At 44.7% G+C, this 15,247-nt stretch carries 17 protein-coding genes; 1 reads left to right on the top strand and 16 read right to left on the bottom strand.

The window, feature by feature from the left end; translation table 11 throughout:
- Positions 1 to 3: 3 nt before the first annotated feature.
- From NRIC_RS04455 to selD, 5 genes are read right to left on the bottom strand one after another with little or no spacing between them, the layout of a single operon-like run.
- Entirely contained in the window at positions 4 to 1,146 is a 1,143-nt protein-coding gene (locus NRIC_RS04455) for an aminotransferase class V-fold PLP-dependent enzyme (RefSeq protein ID WP_146621507.1), read from the bottom strand.
- Between the two features lie 2 nt (positions 1,147 to 1,148).
- Complete coding sequence (gene selB / locus NRIC_RS04450; protein WP_146621506.1) at positions 1,149 to 3,050, bottom strand: selenocysteine-specific translation elongation factor; 1,902 nt, start codon at positions 3,048 to 3,050, stop codon at positions 1,149 to 1,151.
- Positions 3,051 to 3,053: 3 nt separating this feature from the next.
- Positions 3,054 to 3,320 (bottom strand): putative Se/S carrier protein, encoded by a 267-nt coding sequence (locus tag NRIC_RS04445; RefSeq protein ID WP_227873734.1) that lies wholly within the window; start codon positions 3,318 to 3,320, stop codon positions 3,054 to 3,056.
- 9 nt (positions 3,321 to 3,329) lie between these two features.
- The gene (yedF, locus tag NRIC_RS04440) at positions 3,330 to 3,926 is read right to left on the bottom strand and encodes a sulfurtransferase-like selenium metabolism protein YedF (protein WP_146621505.1); all 597 of its coding nucleotides are present in this window, start codon (positions 3,924 to 3,926) and stop codon (positions 3,330 to 3,332) included.
- An 11-nt stretch (positions 3,927 to 3,937) separates the two neighbouring features.
- Positions 3,938 to 4,960, bottom strand: a complete 1,023-nt coding sequence (gene selD, locus NRIC_RS04435) for a selenide, water dikinase SelD (RefSeq protein ID WP_146621504.1) — start codon at positions 4,958 to 4,960, stop codon at positions 3,938 to 3,940.
- 182 nt (positions 4,961 to 5,142) lie between these two features.
- Between selD and NRIC_RS04430 the strand changes: the two genes are divergently transcribed.
- Positions 5,143 to 5,322 (top strand): hypothetical protein, encoded by a 180-nt coding sequence (locus NRIC_RS04430; RefSeq protein ID WP_307720538.1) that lies wholly within the window; start codon positions 5,143 to 5,145, stop codon positions 5,320 to 5,322.
- A gap of 58 nt (positions 5,323 to 5,380) precedes the next feature.
- On the opposite strand, the gene NRIC_RS04425 is transcribed toward NRIC_RS04430, so the two are convergent.
- The 11 genes from NRIC_RS04425 to NRIC_RS04380 all read right to left on the bottom strand — a co-directional run bounded on the left by NRIC_RS04425 (position 5,381) and on the right by NRIC_RS04380 (position 15,080).
- On the bottom strand, positions 5,381 to 6,256 hold the full coding sequence (locus tag NRIC_RS04425; RefSeq protein WP_175579999.1) for a sulfite exporter TauE/SafE family protein: 876 nt from the start codon (positions 6,254 to 6,256) through the stop codon (positions 5,381 to 5,383).
- 93 nt (positions 6,257 to 6,349) lie between these two features.
- Entirely contained in the window at positions 6,350 to 7,225 is an 876-nt protein-coding gene (locus tag NRIC_RS04420) for a sulfite exporter TauE/SafE family protein (protein WP_146621502.1), read from the bottom strand.
- 22 nt (positions 7,226 to 7,247) lie between these two features.
- Entirely contained in the window at positions 7,248 to 8,264 is a 1,017-nt protein-coding gene (locus NRIC_RS04415; RefSeq protein ID WP_146621501.1) for a proline racemase family protein, read from the bottom strand.
- 79 nt (positions 8,265 to 8,343) lie between these two features.
- On the bottom strand, positions 8,344 to 8,823 hold the full coding sequence (locus NRIC_RS04410) for a glycine/sarcosine/betaine reductase component B subunit (RefSeq protein WP_146621500.1): 480 nt from the start codon (positions 8,821 to 8,823) through the stop codon (positions 8,344 to 8,346).
- Between the two features lie 27 nt (positions 8,824 to 8,850).
- On the bottom strand, positions 8,851 to 9,588 hold the full coding sequence (gene prdD / locus NRIC_RS04405) for a proline reductase cluster protein PrdD (protein WP_146621499.1): 738 nt from the start codon (positions 9,586 to 9,588) through the stop codon (positions 8,851 to 8,853).
- Between the two features lie 15 nt (positions 9,589 to 9,603).
- Positions 9,604 to 9,849, bottom strand: coding sequence for a hypothetical protein (locus NRIC_RS19955; protein ID WP_207673078.1), 246 nt, complete (start codon positions 9,847 to 9,849; stop codon positions 9,604 to 9,606).
- Positions 9,850 to 9,876: 27 nt separating this feature from the next.
- On the bottom strand, positions 9,877 to 10,329 hold the full coding sequence (locus tag NRIC_RS19950; protein ID WP_010757748.1) for a glycine/sarcosine/betaine reductase selenoprotein B family protein: 453 nt from the start codon (positions 10,327 to 10,329) through the stop codon (positions 9,877 to 9,879).
- Positions 10,330 to 10,332: 3 nt separating this feature from the next.
- Positions 10,333 to 10,632: a CBO2463/CBO2479 domain-containing protein gene (locus NRIC_RS04395; protein WP_146621498.1), complete on the bottom strand. Its 300-nt coding sequence runs from the start codon at positions 10,630 to 10,632 to the stop codon at positions 10,333 to 10,335.
- A gap of 20 nt (positions 10,633 to 10,652) precedes the next feature.
- On the bottom strand, positions 10,653 to 12,545 hold the full coding sequence (prdA, locus tag NRIC_RS04390) for a D-proline reductase (dithiol) proprotein PrdA (protein WP_146621497.1): 1,893 nt from the start codon (positions 12,543 to 12,545) through the stop codon (positions 10,653 to 10,655).
- Between the two features lie 27 nt (positions 12,546 to 12,572).
- On the bottom strand, positions 12,573 to 13,862 hold the full coding sequence (gene prdC, locus NRIC_RS04385) for a proline reductase-associated electron transfer protein PrdC (protein WP_175579998.1): 1,290 nt from the start codon (positions 13,860 to 13,862) through the stop codon (positions 12,573 to 12,575).
- 648 nt (positions 13,863 to 14,510) lie between these two features.
- Positions 14,511 to 15,080: a CPBP family intramembrane glutamic endopeptidase gene (locus tag NRIC_RS04380; protein ID WP_175579997.1), complete on the bottom strand. Its 570-nt coding sequence runs from the start codon at positions 15,078 to 15,080 to the stop codon at positions 14,511 to 14,513.
- Between the last annotated feature and the right edge of the window lie 167 nt (positions 15,081 to 15,247).

Raw genomic sequence — 15,247 nt, 5'->3', positions numbered from 1 at the left:
TCCCTACTTTCCGTTTACAAGCTGTTTGATGGCCGCAAGTGCCTGATCGATCTCTTCTTTCGTCGTGAAGCTTGAAAAAGAAAACCGGACAGTACCCCGCTCAGCAGTTCCTAGTGCTTCATGCATCAACGGCGCACAATGATACCCAGGTCTAGTAGCAATCTCAAAATCAGACCACAACAGATCACTAACTAAAGCAGAATCGGCCTCGGCTAAATTCAATGAAAATACTGGCACGCGTGCTGCAGAAAAATCGCCGTACAAGGCAACTTCCGGGATTCGTTTGATTTCTTCGACAAAGTAATCGCTCAGCGTAGCCTGCTTATCATGCGCATCGCTTTGTTCCCTTAGCCAAGCGATACTGGCTCCCAAGGCAGCAATCCCTGGTACGTTTACAGTTCCGGCTTCTAGCAATGTCGGCAATTCCTTTGGCTGGGTCTTCGAGAAGGAACGCATGCCGTCACCGCCAGTAAGCACCGGCTCCAGCGGCACATCTTTGCGGACACAGATGCCTCCAGTCCCTTGAGGACCATACAATGATTTGTGACCAGTGAAACAGATCGCCGCGATTTGTTCGTCCTCTAGATCAATTGGGATCACACCGGCTGTTTGTGAACAGTCCAGCACCAAAAACAGCTCATGTTTTTGACAAAACGCTTTGATCCACGCTAAATCTAACACATTGCCAGTTACATTGCTGGCATGATTGCACATAACAACGGTAGTTTCCGGACGTAATTTTTCCTCAAATTCATGATAATTCAACTTCCCAGTCATCACCTGACTGTTGACGATGTCTAACGTCACCCCCTGCTGCTCCAGTTGATAAAGCGGCCGAAGTACAGAATTATGTTCCCAAGAAGTGGTCAGCACATGATCCCCTGAATGGAGCAGTCCCTTCAGCACCTCATTCAATGCAACTGTCGCATTGTTGGTAAAAGCCACCTCATAGTTTTCTGTCGCTTGAAAGAGACTCTTCAACTGGCTACGCGTCTCAGCCACCAATCTGTATGCATTCAATGAATAGCCGTGAGCCCCGCGAGAAGGATTGCCATAGCTGTCTGAACCGATGACCTCCGCCATTTTTTGCGCCATGACCGCCGGCTTTTGAGCAGTTGTAGCAGCATTGTCAAAATAGATCCCCATTGCTATTCCCCCGTTTCTGTAGAAGCCCCCAGTATTCGATAATTATCTACACGTTGAGTGATTTCCTGTTTATCCATGTACTCCAAGATTAGCATCGATGCTTTGCGGCTAGACGCCGTTATATCACGAAAATCACCAAGTGTGATTTGCTGATGCTGCTGAATGTATTCTCGAAGATGCTTGACTGCCTGCCAATAGGTTTTGGCCAGCAGCACATATTCATGGGTCAAAAAAATCACTGAATCGCCGCTAAGAGCTTCTAATACTTCTTCTGCATTTTTGTCTAGATCAAAAAGCTCTTCCTTTTTGACGGGTGTATACCCATTTTGGCTTAAAGTTTGCTCAATTTTTTCTTTAGCAGCCTGCTGGTATTTGTTGAAAGTCACAGTAAAGTCGACCGCAGCAACTTTGTCTTGTTGTTCCTTGATACAGCCATGCTCCTTCAGCAGGCGGATCAACGCGGATAACTCTTTTTCAGACAACTGATCCCGCATCCGTGAACGGAATTCTTCTACGGGTATTCCCGGGCGCAGACGATACTTCTTGTGGTAGTCGTGCAAAACGGTTTCGGCTTTGGCTTGGAGCTTTTGATAACTGGATTCAGCCAAAAAACCGGCCTTGGTTTCGAGGACCTGCTGTTCCTCTGCCAGGGTCTGCAGTAAAGGGCGCAATTCTTCCTGTGATTGGCCTAAATATTCGTGCAGTTCCTTCAAGGTAGTAAAAGGCTGTTTTTTATTGGTCATAAAATCTAAAATAACCTCTTCAATACTGCCTGCCTCTTTCGCCCTCAGACTCTCCAAGATCTCCACTTTGTAGCGCCGGTGTTTGTGAGGAGCAGCGTCCAGCACCTCGCCGCCTGCGATCGTATGCATTGGTGAATACGTGCGTAAAATGAAATGGTCTCGTTCTTTTACCGCTACCTGTTCTTCTAAGCGCAGCTGCAAAAAGCCATCCGTTCCTGGCTTGATCCATTCTGTTCCCAGGGGCACCGTCCGAGCCATGACTTCTCTAGTACCGATCAATAGACGCACCCGATCCCAAAGCCCAATCCCTGCCTCTACCTCTGGCAGACATTTGATCTTCACGTCCAGCATCCAAGTCGGCTTTAGATTCTCGCTTGCCGCTAAGACATCGCCGCGCTCCAATTCTTCTGTGGCGATGTTGGCCAGGTTCAAAGCTGTCCGCTGCCCTGCCTGAGCTTCTTGGACATCTTGTTCGTGTACCTGAATATTCCGAACGCGTACTTTCTTTTTACTTGGGAAAACATACAGCTCATCACCGGTTTTGATTTTTCCATCCAGCAAGGTGCCTGTGATTACTGTTCCAAAGCCTTTGACGCTAAATACTCGATCAATATTGATTCGGGCAAGCCCTGAACTGCTGGTTTCCGTCAATTCCTCAGAACGTGCTTGGATCGCCGCTAGCAATTCCTTGATTCCATTACCGCTGACTGCATCGGTTTCGAGGATCTCTGCATCGGCCAATGGGGTCTCCGCCAGCTGGTCACGAATATCTTCGACTACTAGTTCCTTCAATTCAGGATCAACGGTATCCACCTTGGTCAGCACCACTAAAAAGTCCTGAATGCCCAGCAAGGTCAAAATGTCGATATGCTCCTTGGTCTGCGGCATGATCCCTTCGGCGGCATCGATCACCAGCAGCACCAAATTGATGCCTGGCAAGCCGGCCACCATGTTTTTGATGAATTTCTCATGGCCTGGAACATCGACGATCCCTACCCGCTGCTGGTTAGGCAGGTCCAAATAGGCAAAGCCTAAATTGATCGACATGCCGCGTTTTTTTTCTTCCTTCGTCGTGTCGGTCTCGATCCCCGTTAAAGCTTTGATCAAAGTGGTTTTCCCATGATCGATATGTCCGGCCGTCCCTATTACGATATGTGCCATCTGCTAATCCTTTCTTCGTTCATACTCGGTCTTCAACCCGTCGCGTGTCGCATGGTAAAACCCTTCTGTCTGAATCTCCATCTGCTGGAAAAGGGCCAGCAAGTCGGCTTCATTGCTCAATTCATATTTTAAAGAAAAGCCGCAACTAGCATGGATTTTCTCTGGTGTCGGGATAATTCGCACTTTTAGTTGGGCCTCTTTGGCCGCCTTCTCGGCCTTCATCGCTTCGTGGGTCGAGTCAAAAAGGGTCACTCCATATGTTTGCATCATTTGCTCCTCTTATGGTTTTACTACTTTTGGTGCTTGACGCATCATTTCCACGATTCGATACATGTTGGTAATTTCACCGATAGCTACCTGCTCTGTCAGTTCGAAGAAGTTCAGACAGGCACCGCAAGCATAAATCTCCACACCTTGCTCCGCCAATGTTTGCAGATCTTCTAAGGAATCTGACTCTTTCGTTACTAATGACACACCGCCATTGTAAAAGATTACTTGTTTCGGAAGCACGTCTTGCTCAGTCAACGAATAGATAAACATCTTCAATAAATTTTTTCCAAGGTCATCTGAGCCGCGTCCCATCACGTTAGTATCAATCACCACCACGTAGTCGTCTGTTGTTGCGACCTCTTGTACTTCTTCTAGGTCTGTCAGTTCGACTAGATCCTGATTGCCTTTTGCGATCACCACGTTGTAATTGTCTCCTGTTGGTTCCATTTGATAAATGTAGCCTAGCTGATCAGCCATCTTTTTCAGATTTTGGGTCGCAATTTCATTGTCCACCAATGTCTCTACAACATCGTGTTCTTTTAATGCTTTCTTGGTCTCGATCACCGGCAAAGGACAAGCTTTCCCAATGGCATTGATTTTATACATTCGATCACTCCTTAATAAACGACAATGTCTTTTTCTATGCGTTCCGTGACAACACCAAAATCCTTCGCCGGAACGTTCGCTGCTTGCAGCTCTTCAACTAGAGCTGATGCCCGTTCAGCAGGTACACTCACCAGTAAGCCGCCAGATGTTTGCGGATCAAACAACAATTCCTCGATCGCAAAATCCTCCACCACAAAGTTGATTTTCTCCGCCATGTAGTTTCGATTGCGCTGGCCGCCAGCCGTTAAAATAAATTCCTTCGCACCAGTATAAGCTTCTTCAAAATACGGCAATTGCTCAGAATAAATTTCTGCAGAATATCGCTCGTCCAGCATTTCGTACAAGTGCCCTGCCAGTCCAAAGCCTGTGACATCAGTACAGCTGGTGACTTTGTATGGGCGAATAATGTCCATTGCATATTTGTTTAACATTTGCATGCTGTCTGTAGCCTTCTCAAATCCAGCCTGACTGATCTCGCCGGCACTATAGCCGACAGTAATGATGCTGACGCCTAAAGGCTTGGTCAAAATCAAATGATCGCCGGCCTGACAAGTATTGTTTTGATAAATCTTTGCTGGATCGATCGTGCCTGTAACCGACAGCCCATATTTTACTGAAGCGTCGTGGATTGAGTGTCCACCAGCCAAGATCGCACCGGCTTCCCGCACCTTTTCCGCCCCGCCGCGCAGGATTTCTTTTAAAACCTTTAGATCCTTTTCTTCCGGAAAAGCCACAATATTCAGCGCAGACAGCACCTCTCCCCCCATCGCATAAACATCGCTGAGGGCATTGGCGGCCGCAATCTTTCCAAATAGGTACGGATCATTGACCATCGTTGGGAAAAAATCCAGCGTTTGAATGATCGCCAAGTCATCACGCAGCTTGATTACCGCTGCGTCATCAGCTGAATCAAAACCAACCAATAGATTTTCATTGGTAGATTTTGGTAGATCTGCTAATAATTCTCCTAAATTTCCAGGACCGATCTTTGCATTGCATCCGCCGCAGACGATTAGTTGTTCGATAGTTTCCATAGGTATATCATCCTCCACTTTTCCTATTATAACAGGTTGTATTGCGTTTCTCTATGTAAGTTTTCTAGGCAAATTATCAATAAAAATTAATTGGAATTTCTGCAGCGAGAGCCATTTCAAAAGGGGATGAATCCTGCTGCTATGAACGAGGACAAGTTGGTTTTATGTAAGGAGACTTTCACCTGTTCGCGGATGTGTTGTCCAACCAATTGTTGGATCTTATGACAACTGAGATCCGTGCAGTTGGCGGTGTCACCATCTTGGCGATCGACTTGAACATGCTGAAGCTAACAACCTCGCATCTTCTTTCCAGCATGCTGGTATTGATTGTCATCATGTTTGTTCGCTATTTCTATTTTTAACCTAAAAAATTCCAACCCTCGCAAGTTAAAACCTGCAAGAATTGGATTCTTTTTTGATTTATGCTGCAGCCGGTTTGCGGCTTTTGCGAATATAAGTGATTCCAGTATAAATAACTACGAAAATAATGATCCAAACCAAGATCGATAAATCTAAGCCAGTCACAAATTTTGCTGCAATGATTACTCCAACAATTCCGCCAAGAGCGATTCCTAAACTAACTCGCCGAGAATAGGCACCCTCTTTGATAAAGTTTACGCTGGCCACAGGCATCAGTGCGCCACATGAACCCGACATGATCGGAAAAGCAACCAATGGACTTAATCCCAGCATGTAAACCATAGCCATACATGGTGCATACAAACCAACACCGATCGTCATCAACGCACCAAAAATTCCATTTCCGATGATTCCGACGATCAGCAGGCCGCCTGACAATCCAGTGGCTGTATTTCCAGCACCTAAGAGGTCAATCAACTCTAATTGACGCAGTGCCATTAGGACAGCTGTAACGATCAGAGCCCAACCCATCCAAAATTGGACAGTAGAAGCGGGCAATTTTGTTACGGTCTTTGAGCCCAGCCATGATCCTACAATCGAAGCCGCGATCAAAGAGAACAAGGTAATTGGATCAACATCCACGACAGTGATAAAAATAAGGCCTTCTAATAAACAAGAAAGTGCGTGTCCAACATTCAATGTTCCCGGCAGATCTTTCGGTGTGTCCAATTGCTTAGTGACATCCAACAGCATCGCAGTCGGTGCAAAACTCCCGATCCCCAACGTATCCAAAAAGTCGGTCACAAACCCGATCCCGATCGAGATCGGCCAGCTGCCGCTCCCTAGATTATCCTTATGTTTGATTAAGTCCCTTCCAAAAACAACAATGTGCAGCAGTGCGAATAAACCCAAAGTGACTAAAACGATCTGTACCATTTTTCTTCCTCCTACTAAATTTGGATTGAAACACTAAAAACTACTTGTCCTTCAAAAGAAGGACGAAGTAGTTTTAATCATACCATATTACAATTATGCTGCAGCTGGTTTCATACTCTTACGAATGTAAGTGATACCAGTGTAAATGATAACTAGAATGATGATATAAGTTAGAATGTTCAAATCCAATCCGGTAACGAATTTCGCAGCAATAAATACCCCGATAATTCCGCCGACTGTAATCGCTAAACTTACTTTACGTGCATAATCACCTGTTTTCACAAAGTTCAAACTTGCAACCGGCATCAAGCCAGCACATGAACCCATCATTACTGGGAAAGCAACCAGCGGACTCAACCCTAGCATATAAACCATTGCCATACATGGTGCATATAAACCAACACCAATTGTCATCAATGCCCCTAAGAAGAAGTTGATAACCACACCGATGACCAATTTAACACCTGTCAAGGCAGTCGCAGTATTATCTGCACCTAGAATATCGATCCAGCCTTGTTGACGTGCAAACATCAAGACAGCTGTCACGATCAAGGCCCAGCCCATCCAAAGTTGAACTTTCTTCTCTGGCAAACCGGTTACGAATTTTGATCCGATAAACGCACCGATTGTTGCTGAACCAACTAGAGCAAATAATGTTACTGGAGATACCTCTACTACAGTTGTAAAGATGAATGCTTCTACCAGTACGGGAATCCCGTGTCCAACATTCAAAGTTCCTGGCAGCAAGCGGTCATGACTTAACTGCTTAGTGAAATCCAACAACATGGTGGTTGGAGCAAAGCTTCCGATTCCTAAGGTATCTAAAAAGTCTGTAATAAACCCGATGATTCCTGAAACAATCCAATTGCCATGTCCTAAATCATCTTTGTGTTTGATGCAGTCGCGTCCCATGTTTACTGCATGCAGTAAAATCAATCCAACATAAATCGCTAAAATAATTGTTACCATGGTACTTACCCCTCCTTCACTTCTATCCTAATAGGAATCCATCCTTCAAGGAATCTTTCGGATCAACTAAGAATGTATTGTATCCAGTGACATACGCTGAACCAGATACACGAGGGATAATTGCTTTATATCCGCCCACTTCTGCTTCTTTTACGATTTCACCTTTAAACTTCGTGCATAGGATACTCTCATAAACAAACGTATCTCCAACATTCATTTCACCTTTGCCGTACAATGTCGCAAGTTTAGCACTTGTCCCTGTTCCGCAAGGCGAACGGTCGACTTGCCCATCACCGAAGACAACCACGTTTTGGTACGTTGCATCGGGGCTGGTAGGCGGTCCGTAGAATTCGACCAAATCTACACTCTTAATGTGTTCCAAAGTAGGGTGTTGAATCTCAACCTGTTCATTAACCGCATCGCGGATGATCATGCCCAAATCATTGAATTTAGAGGCATTTTCTGGTTTGATTTCTAATCCTACAGAGGAAGCAGGCAAAATCGCAAAGAAGCTTCCGCCAAATGAGATATCCATTGTCAATTCGCCAACTTCAGGAACATTGACTTTGACGTTTTCTTTATAAAGGAATGATTCCACATTCTCGAATGAAACAGACTCTGCTGAGAAGTCCTCATCCAAGTGGACTGTTCCACGAACGATTCCTGCAGGTGTGTCTTGAACGACTTTGACTTCGCGATCGCCTTCTTTCACTTCTACCCAGCCTTGTTCGACTGCAGAAGTCATGGCAGCGATCGTATTGTGTCCGCACATGTTCAAGTACCCGCCTGAATCCATGAAGATGATGCCGTAATCGGCTTCATCGTGAACAGGTTCTGTAATAAATGCGCCGAACATATCGCGGTGACCCCGTGGTTCTAACATTAACATTTGACGTAGTGCATCTTGCTGTGTTTCTAAATATTCTCTTTTTTCAGCCATTGTCTTACCAGGGAATTTAGGAATTCCTCCAATAATCAAACGTGCTGCTTCTCCCGCTGTGTGTGTATCGATCGCTGAGATCATTTTTGATACTTTCATTATTTTACCCTCCAGGTTTTTAGCTAGTGCAATTCGCTCCTCAATCAGCCGTTAACAATACATTGGATACGACTTGCTGCTACCTAATTTTCTGATCGTCTTTTCGCATTTTCAATTTGATTGAAGCTAATGCCTTGACTGCATCAAGATGATTGATCGTATTTTCACCAACTACCTCAGTTTCGATGCCCTTTTCAGATTTATTAAAATCCAAAACATGTTCTGTGTAGCTGTTTTCCACAACAAACTTCGCTTGTGAACCAATGAACTTTAATCCGATCACGCTAATGTCCCTTTGGCCGATTTCTTCCAGCATATTGGCAAAATCCACATCAGAATTTCCCCAGCCGTCTGTTGAAGCAATCACACCATTCGTGCGCATTCCTTCAAGCCAAGCTGCTGCTCGACGGCCGACTAAATGCTTCATTTTGTTGCTCTGCGGTGTCCCCACCACGACTACACCTTGGAAATCAATGTCCGGGTCCTGCGATAACAGGTCCACTAAAGGGTCTTGAAAATGATGCAGCGAGGTTTCTTTGGTTGATGGGCCGATCCCCATAAACGTCTCCTCCTGTCCGATTTCAGACTATACCATTGAACGGATAACACCGTCGCGATATTCATTTGCGGAAAGAAAAACCGGCATGTTGTTCACGTCTATGATCGAGACGCCGCCTTTGAACCCGCTTGGTTCTTCTGGAAACAGCAGCATATCATACATAACGCCTTGACCGGCGACCTGTTTGACTAAGGCTACTTTCGGTTTTCCAGAATGGCTGGTTTCTTCATAAACATGGGTTTCAACCGCCTGATTGCCCTCCAGCATTTTCATTCGTTCCCGAATTTCCTGAAGATAACGATCCACGATTTCAAACATTTTTAGACTTAGCTCACGGTTAAAAGGAGTGCCCTTTTTCGCCACTAAATCAATCCAAATAATAAAATCCGTGTCTTTCGGTGTTCCAGATTGATTCAACCTCAAGTGATCCCGCAAGAATCCCTCGGATGAACCAAACTCATGCATCTGTTCCCCTTCCTCAATGGCACCAGTCATGACAACTGCGACACCTGTCAAGGTATGGGTGATGCCTGTTCCCAACGTACCCAATACCTTCGTGGATATCGGCATGACATCCATGATGGTATTGGTCTCAACGTCTAGTTGATTGGGTTGGAGAACTTGAATGGTTAGTTCCTGAATATCGGGGCATTCACTATCAAAGTGTTTGTTGATCTGTAGACGATCGTGTGCCATATGAAACTGGTCGCCAATAGTGACCTCACTCATATGAAAAACTTTGATTTTTAGTGGTTCGCCTCGCATAAATTCACCTAACTTCTATACATGTGCAATATATTCGTAAGGTAATGGAACGATCTTTCCTGGTGTTTCAATTGTTACTAAGTTGGTTAACGTATCTTTCAAGATACCTGTTTGCATCTCAATATTGTGTGGTTCGCCAGCGTTAGCGCCCATTGGTACCATCGGTGCAACCGCACGTGGTGATCCATTCTGACGTACTACTGGTGGCAATGCTGCAATTAAAATAGTAGGAATTCCCGCTTCCTCAATAGCTCTCTGCACGATCACGGCAGTTCTATGACAGGTTCCTCAGCCAGCGGTCATTACGACAGCGTCAACTTCTTCGTCCACTAGTTTTTGTGCGATCTCTGGACCCGTCACATCGTGAAATGCTTCTTGGTCGCCCCCGCCGCCCATAAATGCGTAATGTACTGGTGCTGCTTCTTTAATGAAGCCTTCTTTGACTAATTCATGCAACCGATCAATTGGGAACATTGCGTTCACATCTCGGTTGACATCGGCATTGTCATACCCGCCGTGAGACACCATTAATTCATCACTCGGCGTGCCATCTGGTACTTCGCGGTATGTCGTATCCCCTGCTAAATTGAATCGTTTGTCACTCTTTAAATGAACACCTGCTGCCGTAGCTAAGGCAACACGCATTTCTTTCAGCTCTTTTTTGACCGGAGTGAAGACAGATTTCGGCGTGATTGGCACGAAAATTTCTGACTGCAATCCTTCAAAGACAGTTAAGCCCATGTGTTAATTCTCCTCTCTGTGTGTCTGCTCGCGGTTTTTCTGATTTTCCAAACGACGTCGTTCATGCTCTTTGATCGCCTGAACATAATGATCGTTTGGTTCCTCTTCCAAAACCTCTGGATAGGTCATTAAAAATCCGACTTCCTGACCAATGGCTAAATCGTATTCAGATATGATCATTCGTCGAGGAATTTTTAATTGACCCAAACGTCCTTTGATATCGATTGTTACGCTTGCATCGTGAAGCTCAACAATAATTCCCTCAAACATTTGTTCCGTTGAAATGTATTTGAGTCTGTCCATAATTTTTTCGTCACCTAAATCTAGTCTTTTTCGTAAATCTCTTGACGTTTTTTGCTCTTAGGTAAAATTTGTTCATTGTCCACCAGGTCTACTTTCTTACCGGTAGTCTTTTCAATGATTTCAATATTGTTTAGCTTCACATTTGGATTCCACTTGCGTTCAGCCGCTTTGATTTCGCCGCCGCCCATCAGTGTTTTCAACATAGCCAAGTCGCGAATGGCATCTTCTTTACACAACGTATTGTTCGACAAGATTTCATTTTCGATCCCTTGTTTTGATTTGTTGTTATCCACCATTGCGCCCATTTCTGGGTTTCCGACAACTAGCGCCCCTTGAACGGCTGAGTAAGAATCACCCACAACCTTCACGCCGCGTTTACCGATTTCTTCGATATGTGACGCAAAGTCAATATGGTTATTCCCGAAGCCTTCAGTGGTAACAATCGCGCCGTCAATATCCATGGCTTCAATCGTCATTCCTAGACGTTTGGACACATAGTATTTTTCGGTATTTGCTTGCGGTGAACCCACAAACATCACACCTACTAAATCAATTTCTGGATCTTCCATGGCTTCCATCACCAATGGCTCTCTCCAGTAATGACGAGACGTTTCTTTTGATGCTGGTCCAATACAGGTTAATGCATGGATCCCGCCATCTAATACTTCTGTTGGTGCCAACATGATTGGCAGGTTGCCCAGGTCAACGTTTGGTTTTGCACCAAGGGTACCGACTGGTTCAACCGGCATAATCAAGTTATCGTGCATCGCCCCTTGACCCATAATCTCTTTCACGATCAAGACACGCTTGTTGCCGAAACGGCGTTTTTGCACGATTTCTTCTGACTCACTAACCAACGCTTCGTCTGCTTTCTTAATGGCTTCGCGAATCTCTTGGGTAATATAATCCGACGCTTTATGAGCCGCCAATGGACCTGGACGTTCCATATTGGCGCCTTCTTTAATCGTTACTTGTGTTTTGATGAAGATTTCGCCTTTTTCTGGTGCACCAGGACGTCCCCACATGATGTTGCGATCCAATTCGCCTTCAGATGAACCGAATTCGCCGATTTGAACACCATTTGCGTCTGTTCCTGTGACCACCAATACTACACCGTCTAATACTCGCGTTACCCCATGGCCGATTTCGCCTTCTGCTTTTGCGGCAATCGGTTGAACGTCCATGATGGTTTCGCTGTATTCGTTGTAACGATCTGGCGTAATGATTTCAAAGGTCATGCTTTCCACGAGTTCTTCTAGCTCAACGGCTTCGGCACAAATCTCTTCCATCTTACGTAAGATTAAGGTGGTTCCTTCAATTTTCGTTTCTTCGCCAAACTCTACCTTGTCGATTTTTAAGTAGTCACGACGAACGGAACGAATAACTTTTTCTTTTACCTCTGCCTCCGCAGCTGGTGCCTGCGGTGCAGGAGCGGCTGCTTGTTCTGGTGCAACTGGCGCAGGTGCAGGCGGTGCTGCCACGCCCATTGATCCAGCAACTGACATAGGGACTTCTAAGTCAATGCCTTTTCCTTCCGCAATGTGGATCTTGATGGTTCCTCCAGCAAACGGTACTGCTGGTGCTGCTGGGTGAACAGGTTCAGACGGTGCAGGTGCAGCTGGTTCTTCAGCCGCTTCTGGTGCTGGCGCTGCTTCCACTTCTTTCACCCCATCAAGAATCTCTCTTGTTAAAGGAATCAACGCATCTGTGGTTTCCTTTAACGTAGTACCAAGTACTTGTTCGATTGTTAACGCATTTTCAGGGATTTCTAACAGCCCTGAATCCTCCAAATCTTCAAAGATCGCTGGATCTTCTAAATCATCTGGTGCGATCACTTTGCCTGCTTCGGCACGGCAACATAATACTGCAGGATCTTTTGCATGTTCTTTCGCAGTTTCTGCTGTAATAGACATTCGTTAATTCCTCCTAAGATTTTTTTCTTAATTTGTCGGTAATTTACGATATAGTCTGTGCCCGTCTGCTCGCAGTACGTGATCTGTATGATGATAAACCGGAACTCCTAACCTAGGAGCTACACCCATGACGGTGTTTGTTCAATCAGAACAGGATCCGGTCATAACGACTTCAGCGCCTTGTTTCTTCAAGGACATGACTGTTTTCGCTTGACCTGGACATATACCTGGCAAGGCACACCTATATCTTCCATTTACTTCTACCATTCGTTTGCAACGTTCGGACGCCACGACTTCTGCACCCATGTTGTTGACGATCTCAGTCATTCGTTCTGCTGAGCCGCCGCATTCACAAATCAATAAACCGACTTTACGTTTTTCCTGTGGAAACGGCATGGCAACGAGTACACCGCCGCTGGTTTTTGTAATCGGTGTCGTTTCTTCACCGCTGCGACCAGTCATTGGTCCGCCAATCACGATCTCCCCGTGAGGCTCCACGTAGCCGCCAACATTGTTGATCAATGTTTTGACCGGCGTTCCGATCGGTACATCCACAAACACCGTTTCTTTTTGCTTGACCCGTCCTGAAACGGTCAAATCCTTGTCAATAAATGGTTTACGGTCTTCAATCGCTTCAACAATTCGTTTGATCGTTTCTACGTTGTCTACGACCGCTCCCACTTCTGTTGGGATCTGACCTGGTTCTAAAACGATCTCCATAACTTCCCGAATGATCATTCGTTCATCGCCTGCTGGATAAATATCCGGCAATTGATAAACCGAAATCGCCTTTTCGGCTTCCGTCGCCTTGATCAAGCGCATCACTAACTGACGGTGTTTGCCTTTAACAGCGATCACACCCTTTGGTGCTTTCGTCATCTCCATGCAGTATTTCACACCGCGAATCAATTGATCAATCTGCTCGCTCATTTGTTTCACATTATGAGCCAATAAAGCCTCGCACTCAGCACCGTTTGCAATAAACATACCGTTAGGGATTTCACAAGCCAATTTCAAGAAAGTTGGGAATCCAGCCCCGCCGGCTCCTACGACTCCTGCTTCTTCAACTGCCTGTTCCATCGACTCTGTTTCCGGAATCGGAACATAGCTTGAAAAATCTTGTTCTTCGTCAATTGTCAAAACAACATTTTCTTCACTCACATCAACCACTTTTCCAGAAAAACTCGCATGAATTTTTGCCCCTAAACCATTTGGTTCCGCAATCAATTGGCCTCGTTTGACATCTTCTCCTGCTTTGACGACTCCTCTGCACGGAGCGCCGACATGTTGCTTCAATGGTATAAGAATTTGTGTCAATTCATTTCACCTCCCCTGCATCTATACTTGTTCGAACTTGAGCAAATCAGCCGCCCTTAGTTCGTTTAAATCATATCATATTCATGTTAGTTATAAAAGGTTCTTTCGCTATTTAATTGATATTTTTCGCGAATCTAACCCTGCTATCACAAGCTTTTTTTTAGTCTTTTTAAAATTTGTGAATTAATAAATAACCCCATGTATAAAAAACGGTTCCAATCGCAATATCACAATGATAAGTCAAATAAAACAGAATAAAGTTTTTTCTAATTCAATTCTACTCGAATTCTAATTTAGTTATTTTTGATTGTCGACACTCGACCTTATATATGTTATTTTTACAAGGAAGGTGTTTGGGAAAACTGCCTTTCTATAAGGACGGCTGATCGTTTGTTTAAGAATCAATCAATGCAATATATATGTATATTGATTCACATAATAAACGAAAATAACTTTGTTCAACTAGATCGATTTTTTCTTTATTGGCCAATAAGCTTAAACAAAAAAGACCTGCCGGTGAGTAGCCGTCAGGAAAGGCGATAAAAATGCAAAAGGGGTAAGGTTGTTTGTTGTTATACTACCTCTCATTTATAAACGAATTGTAAATGGAGCCTTCCCACAATGCAAAAGCTTTGTTTCGTTTATAAATCAAAGGATCAGTACTGCTGAACCCACGTTATAGAGCAAATGCAGCAAAATCGCCCCATACAAGCAACCCGTTTTCCGATAGACCGCTGAACAAAAAAGATGCAGCAGGAACAGCACAACGACATAAGAACCTTCCAACGTCCACAAAGAAAACCCGCTGACAGCCCACTTCACTGGATAATGGCTCAGCACAAACATCAGACCGGTAATGACAATACCAGCTCCTTCACTATGAAAAGCAGCGCTCACTCTTGGTTCGATATAGCCTCGAAACGAGACCTCTTCTGAGACCACCCCAATAATAAACAAGACCAGACTATGTACTCCGATCGATCCCAAGACTGGGTTTACTTTTTGCAGATGACTTGCTTCATAAAAAGAAACACCAAGCAGTAGTATCAGACCGCCAATGGCCCCTATACAAAAACTTTGAGCCAGCTGCTCTCTTTTTAGTCCAATAGCAGACACGGGTTCCCGGAAATAAAACAACAGGCCTCCCACGAACAACAGATCAAACAATGGAACCACTATTCCAATCGTTTTGATCCAAACAATCGGAAGCTGAGTCAAATAAAGCAATCCTTGAATGTAGTTAAGAAAAAAAGAGCAGAAATACAACAGCCACACCGAGTTGGCTTGGGCTTTTCGTGAACGAACCTTCAGCGAATCAATCTTCTCCTTCTTTATTTTGATTCTTTCAGTATACCTGATTAAGGAGCTGATTTTTTGCATTTTTG

The sequence above is a fragment of the Enterococcus florum genome (assembly GCF_004309355.1).
In the GTDB taxonomy this organism is placed as follows: domain Bacteria; phylum Bacillota; class Bacilli; order Lactobacillales; family Enterococcaceae; genus Enterococcus_A; species Enterococcus_A florum.
Note: the sequence above shows the minus strand (reverse complement) of the source record. Positions and strands in the feature narration are given on the sequence as shown.

What these genes read in the sequence shown, in the direction of transcription:
- NRIC_RS04455 (WP_146621507.1), bottom strand. Translation starts at nt 1,146, where the DNA reads ATGGGGATCTATTTTGACAATGCTGCTACAACTGCTCAAAAGCCGGCG.
- selB (WP_146621506.1), bottom strand. Translation starts at nt 3,050, where the DNA reads ATGGCACATATCGTAATAGGGACGGCCGGACATATCGATCATGGGAAA.
- NRIC_RS04445 (WP_227873734.1), bottom strand. Translation starts at nt 3,320, where the DNA reads ATGATGCAAACATATGGAGTGACCCTTTTTGACTCGACCCACGAAGCG.
- yedF (WP_146621505.1), bottom strand. Translation starts at nt 3,926, where the DNA reads ATGTATAAAATCAATGCCATTGGGAAAGCTTGTCCTTTGCCGGTGATC.
- selD (WP_146621504.1), bottom strand. Translation starts at nt 4,960, where the DNA reads ATGGAAACTATCGAACAACTAATCGTCTGCGGCGGATGCAATGCAAAG.
- NRIC_RS04425 (WP_175579999.1), bottom strand. Translation starts at nt 6,256, where the DNA reads ATGGTACAGATCGTTTTAGTCACTTTGGGTTTATTCGCACTGCTGCAC.
- NRIC_RS04420 (WP_146621502.1), bottom strand. Translation starts at nt 7,225, where the DNA reads ATGGTAACAATTATTTTAGCGATTTATGTTGGATTGATTTTACTGCAT.
- NRIC_RS04415 (WP_146621501.1), bottom strand. Translation starts at nt 8,264, where the DNA reads ATGAAAGTATCAAAAATGATCTCAGCGATCGATACACACACAGCGGGA.
- NRIC_RS04410 (WP_146621500.1), bottom strand. Translation starts at nt 8,823, where the DNA reads ATGGGGATCGGCCCATCAACCAAAGAAACCTCGCTGCATCATTTTCAA.
- prdD (WP_146621499.1), bottom strand. Translation starts at nt 9,588, where the DNA reads ATGCGAGGCGAACCACTAAAAATCAAAGTTTTTCATATGAGTGAGGTC.
- NRIC_RS19950 (WP_010757748.1), bottom strand. Translation starts at nt 10,329, where the DNA reads ATGGGCTTAACTGTCTTTGAAGGATTGCAGTCAGAAATTTTCGTGCCA.
- NRIC_RS04395 (WP_146621498.1), bottom strand. Translation starts at nt 10,632, where the DNA reads ATGGACAGACTCAAATACATTTCAACGGAACAAATGTTTGAGGGAATT.
- prdA (WP_146621497.1), bottom strand. Translation starts at nt 12,545, where the DNA reads ATGTCTATTACAGCAGAAACTGCGAAAGAACATGCAAAAGATCCTGCA.